This window comes from Methanoculleus taiwanensis, assembly GCF_004102725.1.
GTDB lineage: Archaea > Halobacteriota > Methanomicrobia > Methanomicrobiales > Methanoculleaceae > Methanoculleus_A > Methanoculleus_A taiwanensis.
Map to the genome: position 1 here is coordinate 952,811 of NZ_LHQS01000002.1, position 19,415 is coordinate 972,225.

A 19,415-nucleotide genomic window follows, 5' to 3' on the forward strand; every position below is an offset into this window, starting at 1 on the left:
GGAGCCGCTTGCATGCCCACGACCCCCCCTATCCGCCCCGGCGTCTTCACCGGAGACGTCCCGCTATCCGCCCGGCCGATCCGGGGAGTCCCAACGTCCGTCACGGCGTTCGTCGGGCGGGCGCTGCAGGGGCCGGTCGATGAACCGACCGCCGTCGCCTCCTTTACCGGGTTCGAGAACCGGTTCGGCGGGCTGCATGCCGACTGCCCGCTGGCGTATGCGGTCCGTGACTTCTTCGCAAACGGCGGCGGCCGGGCTCTTATCGTCCGGCTGGCGGGCACAGGCAGGGCGGCACCGGGGATCGGGCGGCGAGCGGTGAGAGCCGCCCCCGGCGGCGCTCCCCTGACCGTCGACGATTACATCGGCCACGAAGCCGAAGAGCGGGGGCTCTACGCCCTCGAAAAGGCCGACCTCTTCAACCTCCTCTGCATCCCGCCCGATACCCGGGACGGGAATCTCCCGCCGACCGTCATCAGACGAGCGGCGGAGTACTGCTGCCGCCGGCGGGCCATGCTGATAGTCGACCCCGATCGGGAGTGGGGCGAGGGAGAAGGCGCTGCCGGAAGAGCCCGGGACGGGGTGCGGAACCTCGGGCTGACCGGTGCCGGGATGAGGAACGCGACGCTCTTCTTTCCGCGTATCCGGCAGCCCGACCCGGAGCGGCAGGGGCGGCTCGAGACCTTCGCACCGTGCGGGGCCGTCGCCGGCGTCATCGCCCGGACCGATGCCCAGCGGGGGGTCTGGAAAGCGCCCGCAGGTACCGGGGCGGTGCTGCCCGGCGTCGCGGGCTTGCAGGCCGATCTCTCCGAGGCCGATAGCGGAACCCTGCGCCCGGCGGGCATCAACCCTCTCCGCTTGCTCCCGGGAGTCGGGATCTGTATCCGGGGCGCCCGGACGCTCTCGGGGGGCGATCGGCCGACCGACGAGTTCGCGCACATCCCCGTCCGAAGGCTCGCGCTCTTCATCGAGGAGAGCCTCCTTCGCGGGCTTGCCTGGACAGCCTTTGAACCGGACGGCGAACCGCTCCGGGCAGCGGTACGCACCGCCGCCGGTGCGTTCATGGACGGCCTCCGGCGGCAGGGGGCGTTTGCGGGCAGCCGTCCGGAAGATGCCTGGTTCGTGAAGTGCGACCGGGAGACGACGACCCCGGCCGAGAGCGAGCGGGGGATTGTCACCCTGCTCGTCGGGTTTGCACCGGCGAGACCGAGAGCGTTCGTCGTGCTCCGGATACCCGTCAGGGTCGCCGGTGTCGGCCGGGCATCCCCCTACGAGGCTCTGCCGGAGCTGGATGCCGGCGGCAACCCCGCCGGTATCGCGACGCTCACCCTGGAGCACGGGGACTGGGAGCGGGACGAGATCGGCTGAAGCCGGCCGGCACCTCCGGGTTCGGCAATCTTTAAATGGCCTGTTTTTCGCCAAAACCCGCAAAAAACCGACCCGCACAGAAGCCCGCAGACGGCTGTTCTCCCTGCCGGTAAGGGTATCTCTCCTCAAAAAATTACCGCTCTTCATACGGCCGTTATAGCCCGGCGATTCGTCCGGGTTTCAGGAATCGGGGCGATCTCTGCAGGGTATCCGGAGTGCTGAAATCCGTGATCCGAAAGCAGCGGTAAAATCGGAAAAGAACGGCAATTTGGATGTATTTTTAGCCGGAGGGAGGGTGGTTCCCCCCGCCCGGGTTTTGGCCTGTCCCTGTCGGGATCGAAACGAGGCAGCGTTACGGAAGCGCCGGGCTCCTTTCCCCGCAGGTCTTCCGGCGTACACCCGGCTCTGCCGCTCGTTACGGGTTTCCGGTCACGGTCTCGAACTATCCGTCGCGTTCAGAAACGCAGCGATCCTGTCGCCGACGTTCTGCTCGAGGTTCCGATACCAGAATGCGTAGTCGTAGCGGTGGTACACGCCTTCGGAGTACGGGCCGATATCCAGGTCTTCGCCTGCCGGTATCGTCGTCGTGAGCGCTCCGGTCTCCGGGTTAATCCGTGCGTCGGAGTAGTTCGCTACCTCGCGCAGCAGTTCGCCGGTCGAATCGTTGTAGAACCGTGCACCGAGGTTCTCCGAGGCGGGAGCGTCGGCAGCGTCGGTCGTCCAGGTGAGCGGATTGATGCAGTGTGCCCCGGGCATCAGCATGGGGCCGCCGGCGGATGTCACCGACTGCGTGTTGTAGGTGATCACGACTCCCGTATCGTTCGCACCCTGCGCCGCCGTAAGTCCTGCTGCCTCCAGATCGGCATCCGTCACGGTATAGCCGATAAGATAGGCGGCGACCAGGCGGCTCCGAAGGTCTGCATCACTCCCGAACCGGTTCTTTATCAGTTCGATGAGTGCCATCGTGCCCTGGCTGTGGCCTGCGATAATGAACGGGCGGCCCTGGTTGAGATTGGCGATGTAGTAGTCGAAGGCCGCTTCCACATCGACAGCACCCTGCTTGAACTCTGCAGTATCGGTTGCGAGCTCATCCGGGCCCATCGCGACCTGGGTCGACATCTGCCGGTAGTACGGGGCGAAGACGTTGGCATGCGATGCAAACACGCTTGCCTGTGCGTTAAAAATGCCCTGCGCCAGCGCCCGTTCCTCGTCGCTGGTGATATCCATGGACCCGGTCGGGCTGCTGCTGACCGTCGGATAGACGTAAAATACGTCAACCGTTTTTCCCACTGACGGCAGTGAGAGCCAGTAGTACGAATCGTTATAATCCGGAGCCGGATCGGGCCCGACGGTGCTTGTCGGAACAGCCTCTTCGTCCTGCGGGGTGGACGCCTCTCCGGTCAAACAACCGCTGGTGAGAATGAAACAGACCCCAATCGTGATGATGAGGCATAGCAGAAAATGAGCCTTTCTTATCATCGTAAATCCTCCAAATCCGTAGAATTCAGAAGACTATGGGGCATCATCTTTGTTAACGATAACGAGATTGTCCCGGGGCTCCTTTTCACCGTTGACCCGGCAGGAGAGACTCTTTTCCCCCGTGAACCTCTGTGAGTGGGGATGGAGCCGTTGTGTATCGCGGCTGCAATGCAGGCGCCGCGATCCGTGCGATTATGCTCCACAACAGATGTCCATATCACTGGAGCTGGCCTTGAGACCGGCGATCACTCCTGCACTCCCGGAGAGCATCACGCCCCACGGCACCGCCCGGCAGTCGCTCCCCCGCACCCCTCGCACGCCGGCAGCCGGAACCGCTGCCGCTCGATCCCGTCTACCGCACTGCGGATAGCGTCGAGAACCCTTTCTTCGTCCACCCGGGCCTCCACCCAGCGGTCGGCGTCGACGAAGTAGAGGTACGGCGTGACCGCCTGCCCCAGGATCGCCTCGGCGGCGCGGCGGTAGACCGTCATCTGGACCGCGTACTCCTCGACCTTTCGCGGGAGAGCGTCCTCGCCGGCCGCCCCTGTCTTGTAGTCGATGAGCACCCAGGTGCCGTCCGGCCGCCGGACGAGCCGGTCGATGGCGCCCTTGAACGGAACGCCGCCGATAGTCGCCCGGAACGGCACCTCGCGGTGGTCGCTCGTCGCCCCTCTCATCACCTCCGCCGCACGGAACCGGTCGTAGAGTCCTGCGTATTCCCGCGCCCGGCCGGCGTCCTCGAGCCCGTAGCGCCGGAGCACCGCGGCGGGGTCTCTGCCGCGGAAGACCTCGTGGACGATCAGCCCGCGGGTCGCTCCGTCCTCCGCCCCAAAGGCCGCCCGGATCGGCTGCGCGGTACGGCCGAGCCGGTAGATGCGTTCGTACTCGAGCGGGCAGCGGAGGTATCGGCCGATCTCGCTCGCCGAGTAGGTGTGCTCTTCTTCGTCGACCACGACCGGGAGATCGCTTGCCGGCACCTCCTCCGCAATCCCGCCGTCCGGCAGAGGTGCGCAGGTCCGGTGCGGTTCGGCGGAGATCGCCGCGGGGTCGGTGGCGATTGGAATGGAGAGCGTTTCGCCCTTACACGGGAGGCTGATCGCGGCCGCTCCCCGTGCGTAGACGTCGCCGCAGAGCCCGAGGCAGCGGGCGAGCCAGGCCATCCGGGTCTTCCCGTCTTCCAGGGTCGCCGGAATCTCGACCGGCAGCTCGCCGCAGAGGATCAGGTGGTCCTTCGCCCGCGTCGCGGCGACGTAGAAGAGCCGTTTCTGCTCGGCCTGCTCCTTCTGCCGGTACTCCCGCTTGAGGATCGTGAGGACGGGCGTCTCCTCGCGCTCGTGGTCGCTTCCCGGGTTCGGTATGGTGACCCCGAGCCGGAGGGCGTCCTCCACCATGACGGTGCCGCCGCCGGCGCGGGGCGGCTCGGCGAGGTCGGGGACGACGACGATCGGGAACTCGAGCCCCTTTGAGGCGTGCACCGTCATGATCGAGACGGCGTTTGCGCTCGTCAGGTCGAGTGCCGCGTCGCCCTCCCGCTCGCCGTCGTCGATGCAGGTGCCAAGCTCCCGGACGACCCCGGCGAGCGTGCCGGCGCCCCTCGCCTCCATAGTTCGGACGAGGGCGATCACCTTCTCGACGTTCGCAGCCGCCTGCTCGCCGCCCGGTAGCCCGCCGAAGACGACGGCGATCCCCGACTCGGCGACAACCCGGGCGAGGAGGGCTGCGGGCGGGACCCGGCGGGCGTGCAGGAGCCAGGACCGAAGGAGCTGCACCGCAGCCGTGACGTCCGGGTCAGGCTGCCCGGACGCGAACTCTGCCAGCCGCTCCCAGAGAGAGCCTTCCGGGGAACCCGACCGGGCGATGGTGTAGAGCCGGGCGTCGGAGAACCCGCAGTAGGGCGACCGCAAGAGGCCGTAGAGCGCGACGTCGTCCCGGTCGTTCTCGAGGAACCGGAGGATGTTGTAGAGGTCGTAGACCTCCTGCCGCCCGTAGAACCCGAGCCCCGCGTGGACGTGGTAGGGGATACCGTAGCGGGCGAGCGCCCACTCGTAGGCGGCGAGGTTCGTCCGCCGCTCGAGGAGGATCGCGATATCGCGGTACTCCGCCGGCCGGGGCTCGTCGAGGTGCTTTCCCTCCTGGTTCCAGTACACACGCCGCTGTTCGTGCTCGACGAGGTTTTTGATCTTCCGGGCGACCAGCTCCGCCTCACCGCGCCGGCCGGCCGCCCTGTCGTCGGCCTTCGGGACGAGGAGGAGCTCGACCGAGCCCGTATCATCCGTCCGGTGCGCTTCCAGCGGTTCGTACAAAAACTCCCAGGGGCGCCCCGACTCTTCCATCAGGGCGCCGAAGACGGCGTTAACGAACCCGACGACCGCGGGCGTGCTCCGGAAGTTGACGTCGAGCGGGACGGCCTCCCCGCCGAGGTGCTGCTCGATCAGGTCGCGGGTGCGCCGAAACTGCGTGACGTCGGCGTCCCGGAAGAGGTAGATCGACTGCTTCGGGTCGCCGACGACGAAGAGCTTCGCCGACGCCTGCAGAAGATCGCCGAGGATTGCGCAGACGATCCCGATCTGCACGGGATCGGTGTCCTGGAACTCGTCGACCAGGACGAACTGGAACCGCTCCCGGAAGTGCGCCGCTACGGTTCCGTCGTGGTCACAAAAGAGCCGGTGGGTGCGGTCGATCAGGTCGGTGAAGTCGAGTGCGCCCCGCCGCCGCTTCTCGGCCTCGACCGTATCGGAGAAGGCACGGAAGACCGTGCCGAGGTCGCGGAGGTAGTCGAGCGTCGCCCGGGTGAAGGGGTCGTCCGGGTCGATCGCGAGCGCGAGGATTCCGCCATGCTCTTTGATGCGGTTGTTGAGATCTTTGTAGGCTTCGCGGAGCCTGTCGAGGTCGTCTCCTGCCCAGTTTTGCTTTCTCCCCATCCGGGCAGTGAACTGCTTTTCACTGTGGATCGCCACAATCGCGGCGGCGGCCCCGGACTCTCCTGCGGCGAGGGAGGGGAGGAGCGGCTCGACGGCGCGGAGGTAGATCTCGCCCGGGTCGGCGTCGCCGGGGTAGCGGGCGGCGAGGTCCTGCAGCGTTTCGAGCGAGGGGGCGGCGGCGGCCGCGAACGTCGCGAATTCCTCATCCCGGCACCGTTCCACGGCCGCCTGCCAGGCGTCGAGCACCGCTTTCTCGTTCTCCGCGAGGGCTGCGAAGAACTGCTCCGCCGCATCGCGCCGCCTGGAGAGCCGTTCCAGGGAGTTCTTGAGCTCGTATGCCCCGACCGCCCGGAGGACGCCGATCAGCGCGTCCCGGCAGGCTTTCGGCGGCTCGCCGTAGACGAACGCCTCGATCGTCTCGTCCCGGAGCCGCCCGGCCTCCCGCTCGTCGAGGACGGCGAACCCGGGGGCGACGCCGCTCTCGAGCGGGAACTCCCGGAGCACCTGGGCGCAGAAGGAGTGGAAAGTCGAGATATTCGCCCAGAGGAACTCGTCGCGGAGTTTGTCCCACCGAGGCCCCTCCTTCTCTGCGAGCGCCTCCCTGACGCGGATCTTCATCTCGGCGGCCGCTTTTTCGGTGAAGGTCAGGGCGAGGATGTTGGCGACGCCGAGGTCGTCCCGGCTCTCGAGGAGGTCGATGTACTTCCGCACGAGGACGTGCGTCTTCCCGGTGCCGGCGCCGGCGGTGACGCACTTGCTCCTCGCGTGGTCGAGGGCGGCCTGCTTCTGCCGGTCGGTCAGTCCCATTGTAACGCCACCTCCTCGGCGGCGGCGAGCAGCCGCAGGCTGTCGAACCGGCAGACCGTCTTGAAATCGCAGTAGCCGGGGCAGGGGCCTGGGTCAGACCGGGGTGCGAACCGCCCGCCCCGTATCCCTTCGAGGTAGCGCGAGACATGGGCGAGGGAGGCGTCGACCAGCGCCCGGACGTCCTCGACGCTGCTTCGCGACGATACCGAGAACGGTTTGAACCGGTCCTTCAGGCTCGCATCCCAGAAGATCGGCTTGTTCCGGATCTCCCCGTGCCGGAGGGCGTAGTAGCTCCCCGCGACCCCCTGCATTCCGGTCAGCGTCTCGGCCGCCCGGAGGTAGAGCGGGAGCTGGAGTGCCGTGCCCGCCACGATATCCTTGAGCGAGGGGTGCGAACTTCCGGTCTTGTAGTCGGTGATCAGGAACCGCCCGTCGGGCAGACAGTCGACCCGGTCGATCCTGCCCCGGATGCGGAGAACCTCATCGCCCGTCCCGGGAAGGGGTATCGCGACCGCGTCCGGTGCCGACGCCGGATCGCAGTCTCCCGCCACCGGGAGGCCGAACGAGAGCTCGAAGGCTGCCGGGACGAAGGTCGAGGACGCGGTCGCCGTCTCGTGGGAGAGGAACCGCTCGAGCAGCCCCCGCCCGGCCGCCGGCGACCCGAGGAGGTGCTCCCGTTCCACAGCCCACGCCGGGCTGCCGAAGGCGAACCGGTCTGCCTCGTCCCGGCCGATCGCGAGGATCCGGCCGAGCGCCTCCGGGTAGTGCTCCTCGGTGATCGCCCCGTTCCCGTCTCCCCGCCACCCGGCGTAGAACCGGAAGGCGATCCGGTGGACGAGGCTCCCCCGCTCGAGGGCGGTGAGGTCGAGGTCGACCGCCGGGAGCGGCGCAAGCCCGAGCACCCTGGCAAGGTAGAACCGGAACGGGCAGTCGGCGTAGGTCTCGAGCGCCGTCGGGGAGAAGACGGCGGTAGCCCCGTACCGCTCCGCGAGCGCCGCCGTGATCGCCGGTTCATCGGTGAGCAGGCAGTCGTAGGGCGAATCGTACGCACCTGTGCGGTGGCAGTTCTCGATGGTGAGCCGGCGTGCGGCTTCGGCGTAGCTAGCCGGCGCAGCCTCCCCCCGGGCGAGCAGGGCGCCTGCCTTCCGGGCTGCCGCGATCCGTGACGCGGGGAACGCATCGCTCCCCCAGGGCTCGGCGGCGATGCTCGCCCGGACCGCGTCGACGAACCCGGAGCGTATCACCGGCGACCCCCCGTCGGCCGAGGGGTAGCTGAGGTAGACCCGCTCGGTGGCGGCGAGGAGCGCCGCGGTGAAGTGGTAGCGTTCTTCCCGCAGGATATCCGCCTTCGAGCGCGTCCCGAGCCGCCGGGTCTCGAGGTCGGTGGTGAACGAAAGGCGGGTGGTCAGCCGCGGCATCACGCCCTCGACGAGGTCGGCGACGAAGAGGTAGGGGACAGCGAGGTGGGCGAGCTCCCGGACGCCGACGACCTGGACGGCGCTGTGGTTCCGCTTCCGGGGCGGGCGGGTCTCGGCGGCGAGGAGCCCGAGCAGGGAGGCGAACTCGGAAAGCGGCATCCTCTCCTCCGGCAGCACCCGGGTGAATCCCTCGAGGGTCGCGAGGAGATCGGCAAACGCCCGGAGGTCGCGCCCCTCCCGTTCCAGCACGCCGGCGTCCCCCTCCTCCGGCATCGCCGGCCAGTGCCGGCGCTCGAGGATTGAGCGGTACGCGGCGAGGTGTTCGGCGATGGTCTTTTTCCCTTCGAGGCTCGCAAGGTCGGCGAAGAGGGTGCAGAGGCCGTCCTGCACCGCTGCGATAGTGGCGATCTTCGTTTCGAGCCGCTGCCGGGCGTGCTCCGGGGTCTCCGGCAGCGCCCGCTCCTCCTCAAGAGCTGCGGCAAGCCCCGCGAGCCTCGTATCCCAGGCATCCGCACCGGCGACGATCCGGGCTTCGCGGGTGAGGAGGTCGACCTCCCGGGCCGGCCAGGAGAACCGGATATAGGGGCTCGCGAGCAGGGCGACGACGTCCTCCCGCCGGTAGCCGGAGACCGGGACGGCCGGCACGTTGAGCAGTGCCTGGACAAGCGGGGAGCGGAGCAGCGCCTCGCCGCTGGATGCGGCGTAGGGTATCCCGAAGTCGGTGAAGACCTCCTCCACGTACGGGATCGCGGGCTCGAAGTCGGGGAACGCGACCGCGATATCGCCCGGCCGGACGCCGCCGGCGATCAGGTCGCGGATCTCCTGGGCGATCGCTCTGACCTCACCCTTCCGGTCGCGGCGTTCGGCGATACGGACGAATCCCTCGCTGTTCCACGGTTGTCGCCGGGAGAAGAGGGCGGCGACGGCTGACTGCCGCTCGTCGGGCGTCTCCGCCGGAATGACAGTGTCCGGGTGCAGCCACTCACCGTCGTCGGCGAAGACGGCCGGGTTCTCCGCGGAGGGCAGGGCGTAGTGGAACTCCTCGGCGGAGTCCCGGAGAGCGAGGAGGAGGTCACGCTCGCACGGCACCGGCTCGAAGAGCCCGTAGACGAAGACCGTCCGGAACCGCCCTGGTCGCCGGGCCGCCCAGGGAAAGAGGGTGGCGCCGTCGAGGAGGGCGTGGTCGTCCAGGAATCGGAGGTAGGCGTTGAAGAGGTCGCTGATCTCGGCGCTCTTCGCGCTCTGCAGGTCGCCGAGGGCGCCCGGGTAGTCGACCTTCCGCATGATGAGGACCGAAAAGAGCGTCGCGAGGTCGTCGACGGCTCCGGCGTCGGCGAGCAGGGGGAACCTGGCCGGATGTGCGGTGAGGATCCGGGCGAGGATGAGCCGGGATTCGGCATCCGAGATCAGCGTCTCTGCCGCTTGCTGATCCTCGAAGATCTTCCGGGCAAACCCCGAAAGGGTGGTGATCGCGTCGGCGACGATGGGGACGCCCTCCTCCTCGAGGCGGCGGGTGACCTCACGGGCGAGGTGCGACGTCGGGACGATGAAGACGGTGCCGAAGGGGTCGCGGGCGGCGGCGTGCGTGAATTGCCGGATGAACTCGTCCAGCAGAGTTCCCGGGATATGACGGTACAGAACGACGCGGGGCATCCGGTGGTCTCTCCTGGTGAGAGATTGCGGGCTTGTGGGCGATGAGTGTTGTTATTTGTACCGGGGGGCTGCCGCCAGAGTTCCCTACCCTGGCTTGGGGTATCAAAACGTGAAGAAGGCGAGGTGACCGATGGAGCCGCCCCCACCCTCTCAAGTAATCTCCTCGGCCTCCTCGACGACCGGACGAAGGCGGATCTCTTGGCAATCTTCAAGGAGGCATGACCCTGGCGAACAACAGAGGCGCCCGGCGGCTCATCGTGGAAGAACCGCCCAAACCCGGCACCCGTCGCCGGAAAAAGAGCCGCAAGTTAAGCGAATCGCCGCGCTAGGTTTAAGTACCCTGCACAGAAATTGAGTGGTAGGAGAGAGGGCGAATGTCGGTACGCAGCATGGTAATGCGGCGGATTCTCCGCTTTGAGAAGAAGAACCGGGTTACCGCACCGATCCGGATCGAGAAGGAGCTCCTGATCGCCATGGAGCTCCGCGGCCTCGATCGGCACAACACGGTGAATATCGCCCTCGAAAACCACTTACGCGGCATGAACATTCAGGTCGAACAACCTGCTGTCATGCCGCAGGCTGTCGTCAAAGTGTGATAGATTCTCCACCTATTTTACAGAATTATCCAAACGGGACGCAGAAATAAAATCATCGAAATCGCCTGGATTTTGACCATTATGTGCGGATAAGTTGTGGGTAACTCGATTTCAATTCATCCTAGCCATTTTCTGATACGCCATTAAATTGCATTTGCATAAGCAAAGATCTTATTATATACCCTGCGTCAGTAGGGGGGCATCGCTATGGTATCCCCTGGAAACATTCAATCCGATATTGAAACAGGCAAAATGCACATCAATAACGGCGAATACTTAGAAGCCCATTCTACTTTTAAAAAATGGTTGCCGACTTGTCATCAGTACCCAAAAGAAGAGCAGATCTGTATTTATTGTGGTCTTGGGGAGGCACTCTGGGGACTAGAGGAATATATCTCTGCAAAAGAGCTGTATCTAAGCGCTTTAAAACTAGATCCTAATAACGCCAAAGTTCTTTCAGGATTAGGAGGCGTTACAGGTGATCTTAATGATTTGGGTTTATCTTTCTACTATTATGATCAAGCCTTAACGTGCGGAGCATGCGATGCAACCATAAAAGTTGAAGCGTTGAACAATAAGGCATATGAGTATGTAAAATTCGGTAGATTCGATGAGGCATTGGATTGTCTCAATGAGGCTATAAGCATTGATCCAGACAATGTCCCTTCGCAAATGAATAGAGGATATATCTTTTATCGTAAAAATCTCTATGATAGGGCCATTGCTGAATTTGATAAAGCGATTAGCACAATTACTAACAAGGAAGGCTGGTCTGCAAAACCTGTTACAAGAAAACAATACGCAGTTACTTTAAGGAATAAAGGAGTTGCCCTCGCATCTTCAGGCAATTACTCCAGGGCAATTGAATTCTTCGATGAGGCACTAGATTACCTTCCTAGTGATATCGATCTGTATTTATACAAGGGATCCGCGCTTGCAAATAGTAGCCAGTATGAGGAAGCGCAAATTTGCTTCAACCAAGCTTTAGCATCAGATCCACATAATGCAGGATGTTTTATAGTACGAGATGCAGTAAAGCAGCTCGAAACGAAAACCAAAGACTATAAAGATGAACTTAAGAAGTTCCGGAAATCTTTATTGAAATCACAACAGAGAGTCCAGGAGCTGTCGCAAGAGTATCTTGGAAGAGTACTTAGTGACTTCACCTTCGGACTAAACAGCGCCCAATATATGTTTATTGTCCAGTTTGTCGTGGGAATAGGTATATTGCTGGGGGCTGTTTTGCTAAACGTGGCCGGATATAGCGCTACTTTAACCTATATCCTCGGTGCGGCTGGCGGACTCACAATTGTCACATCAGCAATCTTTACATCACCGCTGAGAATACAAGACAATCGAGTAGATTTCGCTCAATGGATGATGTCTTATTTCGATTGGGTATATACACTCTACGCAGCCCAAATGTTATTCGCTCAAAAGGCCGACGAAGGTAAAAGTCAAGATTGGGAGGACATTAAAGTAGTTCATGAAGATCTTCATGCTATTACGCGAGAAGCCGTCCATATGATTGAGACATATTGCACCGTGGATAATAAAAAAGGCACTCGAAAATGCCCTGAAATAAATAAATTACCGAGGAAAGTATGCTTCCCGCTAAAATGGGTCCCAACAGATAGGAGTGGATCGGGTGGTGAACCGGGTGAGTCCGGTGAAGGGGATATTGCAAATAAAGGAAAAATGGAAAAGGAATTAAACCCTGAATATGCCCCAATTCAAATGAAATAAATTATTTGATAATGGAAAGTGATCAAGCAAGGGGGCAGAGGAAAGGGTTTTACAGCAAATGTGAGACGTTCTCGCCTTTTTGGGGGTTTTATTGGTTTATACCCCTTATCATATGGCCTTGAAAAATATTTGGGCTATCCGTAACAGTTCCCCGCTTCAACTCAACAGCGCCTCAACAGAATTATTTTAAAAGTTTACTCAAGTCCAGAGAACTAGGGCGAGCGTGCCTAAGGATATCTCTAGCAGCCGAACCCTGATCATTGACACCTTCTTTCATTTCCCAAGCACACTTCGGGCAAAGTCCATATTCATCAGGTTCGCCCTCATAGCCACAATGCGGATTCGCACACTTCCATTTCTTTCCCATCACCACCACCGCCACCCTAAGACCACTATGAAAGTAAAAAGATTACGGGTGGCAGAACCGGAACGTTACGGTATTAGTTAAGCTATTTCGAGGCAAAACCCGTTCCATAACCCTTTTCCCCTCCCCGCCGCAATCCTCCATCGTGACAGACCGGCACCAACGGCGACCGGGGCAGTGGTGGCCGTGGGGCTGCCGATCTACTGGGACTGGCTGAACAGGGAGATTGAGAAGCAGTATGCAACGTAATCGCGAGGGAGTACTAAATGAGATACTTCAATAGTGCTATTATCAGGGATCGACTCCCCCATCATCTGGATGCCTGCTTTTGAGACCTGGTTATTGTCTGATAAGGAAAGTATATGAAAGAAATTATTGCTAAATTCAGTGCAGGATGTGTCGCAGGAGTCGCGGTGTTGGGAGCCGAACTAGAGTTATTCTTTGGAAAGACGTTCCTGGATGCTTTTCGTACGAGTTTCTCATCCGTGCCCGGGTCTGAAGCAGCTCAATCATTTCTAAACGCCGGTTCACTCAGTTTTCTTCTAATTGCACTCGGTGGGCTTATAATCTGCTTCCTCATTGGTTTTCAGGCACCGCCTGAATTTACAGTAGGGTATCTTGTGGGGCTAATTTTAATAATGACCTTAACTGCGCCTGTCTTAATGTCGTCAGCTGTGTCTTCAGTAGTAGGCAGCATGGTTCTTTCACTTTTGGCTGTAATTGTGGGGTTAATAGTAAGAGCACAGTCTTGAAGCTTGATCGGGCGTTCCCGAGATGGCGTCTATTGACAAACCTTTTTCCTTCCCTGTTCCGATTCCCCGTCGTAACAACCAGTACTGCTGTCGATCTAGACCTCGATCTTCAACACCCGCCAATATCGCAGATCCAGCCGTATATCATACCGCCCCCCCTCCTCCATCGGGCACGATACAGCATAGTGCTTTGCCTGCCCCGGGTCGAGATCCCCGACCTCGATGATGCCGCTCTTCACGACCCGGTCGCTCTCCCGGTCGAGGTAGCGATACCGGCACTCGACCTTCCGGACCGGGATTGTGTTCTCGTTGGTCAGGGTAAAGACCGTCACGCCGACATACCGGCCGTCCTCTTCGATGTATCCCGCCGGCGGATCGAAGGATACGTTCAGACTCACCTCTCCGGGGCTGAGCACGTAGGCCGACGCGATAACGAGCAGCCCGACCAGGGCACAGCCGGCGACGAGGTACGGGAGGGTGCCGCGGGCGAAGGCTGGCATTACAATAAAATTCGGTTTAGGTGAAATAAATCTCATTGCAAATAGGCATTTTGGCTTTCAATAGGGGAAAATTGCGAGCTTAAATATATTCTTTAACCAAAATGGGGATTCAGGGCTACTGAATGGAAAATTTAATGATGGAGAAATCCTACTTCTGCATATGACGCTCTATGTAAGAGTAAAAAACACACTTATCAATATGGATCTGGCGTGGAAAATCTCTATTTCAAAGCCAGGCAACAAATTTGAGCTTTTGGCTGAATCTAGCCATGAAAATAACGCTTTAGTTTTAGCGGAATCGGATAGTGAAGTGACTCTTAAACAGATGCAGTACCAGCTAATACAATTTATGCAGAGAGCATCTGGAACGGTGATAGTTGTAGAAAACAACGGAACGATGTTTGTTCCGTCTAATTAACCTGTTTTCCGGCTTCTAAAGGAATACCTTCCTGTCCTGTAAAATCCCGTCTCACAACCCTTTCTCCCTTCCCGCCGCAATCCTTCATCGTGACAGACTGGCACCGGGAGGTAACCTTCACCCCGAAGCTCTGGCTCTCCGCCCTCGTCCCCGGGCTCGCCCTCCCGGTGGTCGCGTTAGCCATCGGGCAGTACTGCCTCACCGGCCCGACGTGGTACCTGGCGGTCTGTGCTGCAGTGCTGGTTGTGGGGGTGCCCATCTACGCGGTCTGGGTGAAGCAGGAGTTAGAGAGGCAGTATTAATTTCAGGTAAAATTCTAGATGCGACCCGAATAAGCCTGGAATCCATAAATATCAATACTTTAATCGGACAAAACCGTTTAGGAAGCTTAATACAGCCCTAATTCGCATTTTCAATTCGTGTGAAGGTCACAGGCGGTGGGCGCAATCATTGAAGCCAGTCTTGCAGAAGTTATTGTAAGCAATCTTACCGGGCTTGCCATAAGCAGTCTTTTTTACATCATCGATGGGGTTGCAAAAGATACCCACAATCTCAACCTACGGGAAAAGGTAAGCACCCATAAAGAGGAACTGCAGTCTGCGATTGCAACACGAATATTTCCCATCGTTCATGATCTGGAAGAATCGGGAAACCGGGATCGTATCGAAGCGCTTCTGAAGTCTGAGGACGTGTCCGAACTTGTTCAAAGGATTTTAACAAGGAAAATTCACCGAAGCGACAACAGCTTACCATCAATTCAGGAGGACTTCAACGCGGTGTGTTCACGGTACTTTGGTGATACCGAATCTCCCGATGTGGCTGAAAAACTCTGGCAGGCAACACTCGACGGCTGCGAGGAGTTCCTCAAGGCTGCTATGGAGGATGAAGAGCTGAAGGTGCTTGCTTCAATACTTACCATCCAGCATGAGGAAATTCTCACCGCCGTTAGCGATACTTCTCGGAAAATCGACGAACTCCCCCGGAGAACTGCAGAGGAACTCGCAAGGCGCGGATTCGGAAAATACCGTGAACCTCAGTACCCTATTTGGGGCGTAAAGCATCACCGCAACCCGAATTTCACAGGACGCAAGGGACACCTGGAGAATCTCCAGAAGGCCCTAGGGGACAGCCGCAACGCCGTCCAGATACAAACAATACGTGGCTTTGGCGGGGTTGGCAAGACTCAGCTCGCCGTTGAGCATGCGTATAGGTATAAGAACGAGTACAAGATCATTTGGTGGCTGAGAGCCGAAGACCCTGCAACAATCGCAGATGACTATGCTCGACTTGCCGAACGTCTCTATCTGCAGCCAAAAGAACCTGAAAATATTCAGTCGGTGATAGAAGCAGTTCAGGAGTTTCTTGCCTGCTGTGCCAGATGGCTCCTCATCTTTGACAACGCACCGGATCCAGATGCTACCCGCCGGTTCCTGCCGGTAACCACAGCAGGGCACATCCTCATTACATCCAAGCATCGGCATTGGTCATACGCAACAGAGATCAAAGTAGTTCCGTTCAAACGTAATGAATCGATTGATTTCATCCAAGATAGGACAGGGCAGAACGACAAAATGGCTGCAGGCAAGCTTGCCGACGAACTAGGGAATCTGCCGCTCGCACTTGAACAGGCGGGAGCTTACATCGCGGAAACCGGGATGCCGATACGGACATATCTGAGAGAATATAAGAAAAAGAGACTAAAACAGCTGGAAAAGAGAGGGGCCTCAGGTTATGGAGCCACTGTAGCGACGACCTGGGAAATATCCTTCCAGAAGATCCGGAACCAGCCTGAGATTGGACTGGTCGCCGGCGGTCTTCTGAACCTCTGTGCATTCTTTGCCCCGGACGAGATCCCCCTCAATCTTATCATTCAAGGCGCCGAACGTCTGCCTCCAGATCTGTCTCAGGCGTGCCAAGATATTTCACTCCTGTATGACTCCATTGGAGAAATCAGGAAATATTCTCTCATCGAAAATCACGAAGATCTTCTTTCCATCCACCGGCTGGTGCAGGAAGTCATCAGGAGCCGCTTGGATAGAGATGCACAACAGCAGTGGGCTGAAGCAGCAGTTCGGATCTTGAATGCTGCTTTTCCCAATGATGCCAACGATCCGCGAAAATGGCCAGAATGTTCCTCTCTGCTTCCGCATGTTCTTCCCGTAGCAGGTCATGCTGAAGAGTTGAACACCGCTCAGAAGGATCTTGGTCAGTTATTGAACAATGCGGGATCCTACTTATGGGCAAGAGCCGAATTCGATGAATCGCAAAAGTATCTCGAACGGGCGCTTAACATCAGCGAGAAAGTCTACGGGCATGACCAACCGGAGGTTGCCCATATCATCAACAACCTCGGGGGTGCCCTACTGGAGCTCGGCGACCTGCAGGGAGCAAAGGAACACATCGAGCGGGCGCTTGAAATCGCCGAGCTCCACGGAACAGAGCATTCAATGATTGCAATATATCTCAATAATCTTGGACGTATCTTTCGGGATCTCGGCGACCTGCAGGGCGCGAAGGAGCACTTCGAGCGGGCGCTTAACATCAATGAGACAGTCTATGGACAAGACCATTCGATGATTACCACTAACCTTGACAATCTTGGGAGTGTCCTGCGGGATCTCGGCGACCTGCAGGGAGCGAAGAAGCACTTCGAGCGGGCGCTCAGAATCGATGAGAAAACCTACGGGGATGACTATCACACAATAGCACGAGACATCAACAGCCTTGGACGTATCTTTCAGGGTCTCGGCGACCTGCAGGGAGCGAAGGAGCACTACGAGCGGGCGCTCAAAATTGTCGAAAAGACCTACGGAACAGAACACCCAACGGTTGCAACCTACCTCAATAACCTCGGACTTGTCCGCCAGGAACTCGGCGACCTGCAGGGAGCGAAGGAGCACTTCGAACGGGCGCTTAACGTCAATGTGAAGGTCTACAGAACAGAACATCCGGACGTTGCCCTTACCATCAACAACCTCGGGCGCGTCCTGCGCGAACTCGGCGACCTCCAAGGGGCGAAGGAGCACTACGAGCGGGCGCTCAAAATTGTCGAAAAGACCTACGGAACAGAACATCCAGATGGTGCCACCGTCCTTAGCAACCTCGGAAGTGTCCTGCGGGATCTCGGCAAACTGCAGGATGCGAAGGTGCACCACGAGTGGGCGCTCGAAATTGTCGAAAAGACCTACGGAACAGAACATCCAAATGTTGCCACCGTCCTTAGCAACCTCGGAAGTGCCCTGCAGGAACTTGGCGACCTCCAAGGGGCGAAGGAGCACTACGAGCGGGCGCTTAACGTCAATGTGAAGGTCTACGGAACAGAACATCCAGATGTTGCACGAAATCTTAATAACCTCGGACGTGTCCTGCGGGATCTCGGCAAACTGCAGGATGCGAAGGAACACTACGAGCGGGCGCTCAGAATCAATGAGAAAACCTACGGGCGCGACCATCCGAGTGTTGCAGCCAGCCTCAACAACACCGGGAGCATCCTGCAGGAACTCGGCGATCTGCAGGGAGCGAGGGAGCGCATCAAGCAGGCGCTCAGAATTGATGAGAAAACCTACGGGTATGACCATCCGAGTGTTGCAGCCAATCTCAACAACCTTGGGCGCGTCCTGCGCGAACTCGGCGACCTCCAAGGGGCGAAGGAGCGCTACGAGCGGGCGCTCAAAATTGTCGAAAAGGCCTACGGAACGGAACACCCAATGGTTGCAACCTACCTCAATAACCTCGGACGTGTCCAGCAGGAACTCGGCGACCTGCAGGGAGCGAGGGAACGCATCGAGCGGGCGCTCAGAATCAACGAAAAAGCCTACGGAACAGAACATCCAAATGTTGCTCCCATCATCGACAACCTCGGGAGCGTCCTGCAGGATCTCGGCGAACTGCAGGATGCGAAGGAACACTACGAGCGGGCGCTCAGAATCAACGAAAAAGCCTACGGAACAGAACATCCAGATGTTGCACTAAATCTCAACTGTCTCGGGAGTGTCCTGCAGGAACTCGGCGACCTGCAGGGCGCGAAGGAGCACTACGAGCGGGCACTTGAAATCGGTGAGAAGGTCTACAGAACAGAACACCCAAGGGTTGCAAACTGCCTCAATAACCTCGGGCGCGTCCTATGCGAGCTCGGCGACCTCCAAGGGGCGAAAGAGCACTACGAGCGGGCGCTCAAAATTTTCGAAAAGGCCTACGGAACAGAACATCTAGGTGTTGCCACTGTCCTTAGCAACCTCAGTGGTGTCCTGCAGGAACTCGGCAACCTGCAGGGCGCGAAGGAGCACTACGAGCGGGCGCTCAGAATCAACGAAAAGGTCTACGGAACAGAATATCCGGATGTTGCACGAAATCTTAACAACCTCGGAAGTGTCCTGCGGGATCTCGGCAAACTGCAGGATGCGAAGGAGCACTATGAGCAGGCGCTCAGAATCGACGAGAGGGTTTATGGATCAGAACATCCAGCGGTCGCCACCGACCTCACCAACCTTGGGCGCGTCCTGCGCGAACTCGGCGATCTGCAGGGAGCAAAGGAGCGCATCGACCGGGCGCTCAAAATTGTCGAAAAGACCTGCGGAACAGAACACCCAATGGTTGCATTCTACCTCAATAACCTCGGACGTGTCCAGCAGGAACTCGGCAATCTGCAGGGAGCGAGGGAAAGCCTCGAGCGGGCGCTTGAAATCGGCGAGATCTACGGAACAGAATATCCAATGTTTGCAACCTGTGTTAGCAACCTCGGGGGTGTCCTGTGTGATCTTGGTGAAATGCAGGAGGCGAAGGAGTACTACGAACGGGCAGTTAAAATCAACGAAAGGATCTACGGAACAGAACATCCAGATGTTGCACTAAATCTCAACAACCTCGGACATGTCCTGCAGGAACTCGGAAAACTGCAGGGAGCAAAGGAGCACATCGAGCTGGCGCTTGAAATCAGCGAGAATGTCTACGGAACAGAACACCCAAGGGTTGCAATCTACCTCAATAACCTCGGACGTGTTCAGAAGGAACTCGGCGAACTGCAGAGCGCGAAGGAGCACTTCGAACAAGCGCTCAAAATCAACGAGAAGGCCTATGGAGCAGAACATCCAACTGTGAAGGTTATCAGAAATAATCTACAATCTGTAAACACAGAGCTTAATTCGCAATAAGGCCTAGTTGACCGCTTGAACCACCATAAATCCTGTACGCCGATTGAGAAGAACGCTTTCCTCAAAGCAGTTCTGCCTCACCGGCCCAACGTGGTACCCGGCGGTGCCCGTCAGGGTCATGGCCGCGGTTAATGCTCTAAGAAGTAACTGATACTGAATACGCTCTTCCAGTGTGATCTTTTGATTAACGCAGGTCATTGCTCAATGTAATGCAGTTGAACTCTCTGAAATTAATTTCAATTATAA

At 59.0% G+C, this 19,415-nt stretch carries 11 protein-coding genes; 7 read left to right on the forward strand and 4 right to left on the reverse strand.

Annotated elements, in window-relative coordinates:
• Positions 1 to 12: 12 nt before the first annotated feature.
• A complete protein-coding gene (locus ABH15_RS09440) occupies positions 13 to 1,365 on the forward strand; it encodes a phage tail sheath family protein (protein WP_128694084.1) in 1,353 nt (450 codons plus the stop codon).
• A gap of 429 nt (positions 1,366 to 1,794) precedes the next feature.
• Here ABH15_RS09440 and ABH15_RS09445 read toward each other — a convergent pair whose 3' ends face one another.
• The 3 genes from ABH15_RS09445 to ABH15_RS09455 form a co-directional block, all read right to left on the reverse strand.
• Positions 1,795 to 2,844 (reverse strand): DUF3089 domain-containing protein, encoded by a 1,050-nt coding sequence (locus ABH15_RS09445; protein WP_128694085.1) that lies wholly within the window; start codon positions 2,842 to 2,844, stop codon positions 1,795 to 1,797.
• 269 nt (positions 2,845 to 3,113) lie between these two features.
• Complete coding sequence (locus ABH15_RS09450) at positions 3,114 to 6,572, reverse strand: UvrD-helicase domain-containing protein (RefSeq protein WP_128694086.1); 3,459 nt, start codon at positions 6,570 to 6,572, stop codon at positions 3,114 to 3,116.
• Complete coding sequence (locus tag ABH15_RS09455) at positions 6,563 to 9,643, reverse strand: PD-(D/E)XK nuclease family protein (RefSeq protein ID WP_128694087.1); 3,081 nt, start codon at positions 9,641 to 9,643, stop codon at positions 6,563 to 6,565. The genes ABH15_RS09450 and ABH15_RS09455 overlap by 10 nt, the downstream gene beginning before the upstream one ends.
• A gap of 374 nt (positions 9,644 to 10,017) precedes the next feature.
• Between ABH15_RS09455 and ABH15_RS09460 the strand changes: the two genes are divergently transcribed.
• The 3 genes from ABH15_RS09460 (at position 10,018) to ABH15_RS09470 (ending at position 13,101) form a co-directional block, all read left to right on the forward strand.
• Positions 10,018 to 10,239 (forward strand): hypothetical protein, encoded by a 222-nt coding sequence (locus tag ABH15_RS09460; protein WP_128694088.1) that lies wholly within the window; start codon positions 10,018 to 10,020, stop codon positions 10,237 to 10,239.
• 207 nt (positions 10,240 to 10,446) lie between these two features.
• A complete protein-coding gene (locus tag ABH15_RS09465; protein WP_128694089.1) occupies positions 10,447 to 11,985 on the forward strand; it encodes a tetratricopeptide repeat protein in 1,539 nt (512 codons plus the stop codon).
• 726 nt (positions 11,986 to 12,711) lie between these two features.
• Positions 12,712 to 13,101 carry a hypothetical protein gene (locus ABH15_RS09470; RefSeq protein ID WP_128694090.1) on the forward strand — a complete coding sequence of 130 codons (390 nt, stop codon included), beginning with the start codon at positions 12,712 to 12,714 and terminating at the stop codon, positions 13,099 to 13,101.
• A 95-nt stretch (positions 13,102 to 13,196) separates the two neighbouring features.
• Here the strand turns inward: ABH15_RS09470 and ABH15_RS09475 are convergent, their stop codons facing one another.
• On the reverse strand, positions 13,197 to 13,601 hold the full coding sequence (locus tag ABH15_RS09475; RefSeq protein WP_128694091.1) for a hypothetical protein: 405 nt from the start codon (positions 13,599 to 13,601) through the stop codon (positions 13,197 to 13,199).
• Between the two features lie 160 nt (positions 13,602 to 13,761).
• On the opposite strand from ABH15_RS09475, the gene ABH15_RS09480 reads away from it, so the two are divergent.
• The 3 genes from ABH15_RS09480 (at position 13,762) to fxsT (ending at position 19,169) form a co-directional block, all read left to right on the forward strand.
• Positions 13,762 to 14,019 (forward strand): hypothetical protein, encoded by a 258-nt coding sequence (locus tag ABH15_RS09480; protein ID WP_128694092.1) that lies wholly within the window; start codon positions 13,762 to 13,764, stop codon positions 14,017 to 14,019.
• An 89-nt stretch (positions 14,020 to 14,108) separates the two neighbouring features.
• The gene (locus ABH15_RS09485) at positions 14,109 to 14,321 is read left to right on the forward strand and encodes a hypothetical protein (RefSeq protein WP_128694093.1); all 213 of its coding nucleotides are present in this window, start codon (positions 14,109 to 14,111) and stop codon (positions 14,319 to 14,321) included.
• Positions 14,322 to 14,456: 135 nt separating this feature from the next.
• Positions 14,457 to 19,169, forward strand: a complete 4,713-nt coding sequence (fxsT, locus tag ABH15_RS09490; protein WP_128694094.1) for an FxSxx-COOH system tetratricopeptide repeat protein — start codon at positions 14,457 to 14,459, stop codon at positions 19,167 to 19,169.
• The last annotated feature ends 246 nt before the right edge of the window (positions 19,170 to 19,415 follow it).

What these genes read in the sequence shown, in the direction of transcription:
- ABH15_RS09440 (WP_128694084.1), top strand. Translation starts at nt 13, where the DNA reads ATGCCCACGACCCCCCCTATCCGCCCCGGCGTCTTCACCGGAGACGTC.
- ABH15_RS09445 (WP_128694085.1), bottom strand. Translation starts at nt 2,844, where the DNA reads ATGATAAGAAAGGCTCATTTTCTGCTATGCCTCATCATCACGATTGGG.
- ABH15_RS09450 (WP_128694086.1), bottom strand. Translation starts at nt 6,572, where the DNA reads ATGGGACTGACCGACCGGCAGAAGCAGGCCGCCCTCGACCACGCGAGG.
- ABH15_RS09455 (WP_128694087.1), bottom strand. Translation starts at nt 9,643, where the DNA reads ATGCCCCGCGTCGTTCTGTACCGTCATATCCCGGGAACTCTGCTGGAC.
- ABH15_RS09460 (WP_128694088.1), top strand. Translation starts at nt 10,018, where the DNA reads ATGTCGGTACGCAGCATGGTAATGCGGCGGATTCTCCGCTTTGAGAAG.
- ABH15_RS09465 (WP_128694089.1), top strand. Translation starts at nt 10,447, where the DNA reads ATGGTATCCCCTGGAAACATTCAATCCGATATTGAAACAGGCAAAATG.
- ABH15_RS09470 (WP_128694090.1), top strand. Translation starts at nt 12,712, where the DNA reads ATGAAAGAAATTATTGCTAAATTCAGTGCAGGATGTGTCGCAGGAGTC.
- ABH15_RS09475 (WP_128694091.1), bottom strand. Translation starts at nt 13,601, where the DNA reads ATGCCAGCCTTCGCCCGCGGCACCCTCCCGTACCTCGTCGCCGGCTGT.
- ABH15_RS09480 (WP_128694092.1), top strand. Translation starts at nt 13,762, where the DNA reads ATGACGCTCTATGTAAGAGTAAAAAACACACTTATCAATATGGATCTG.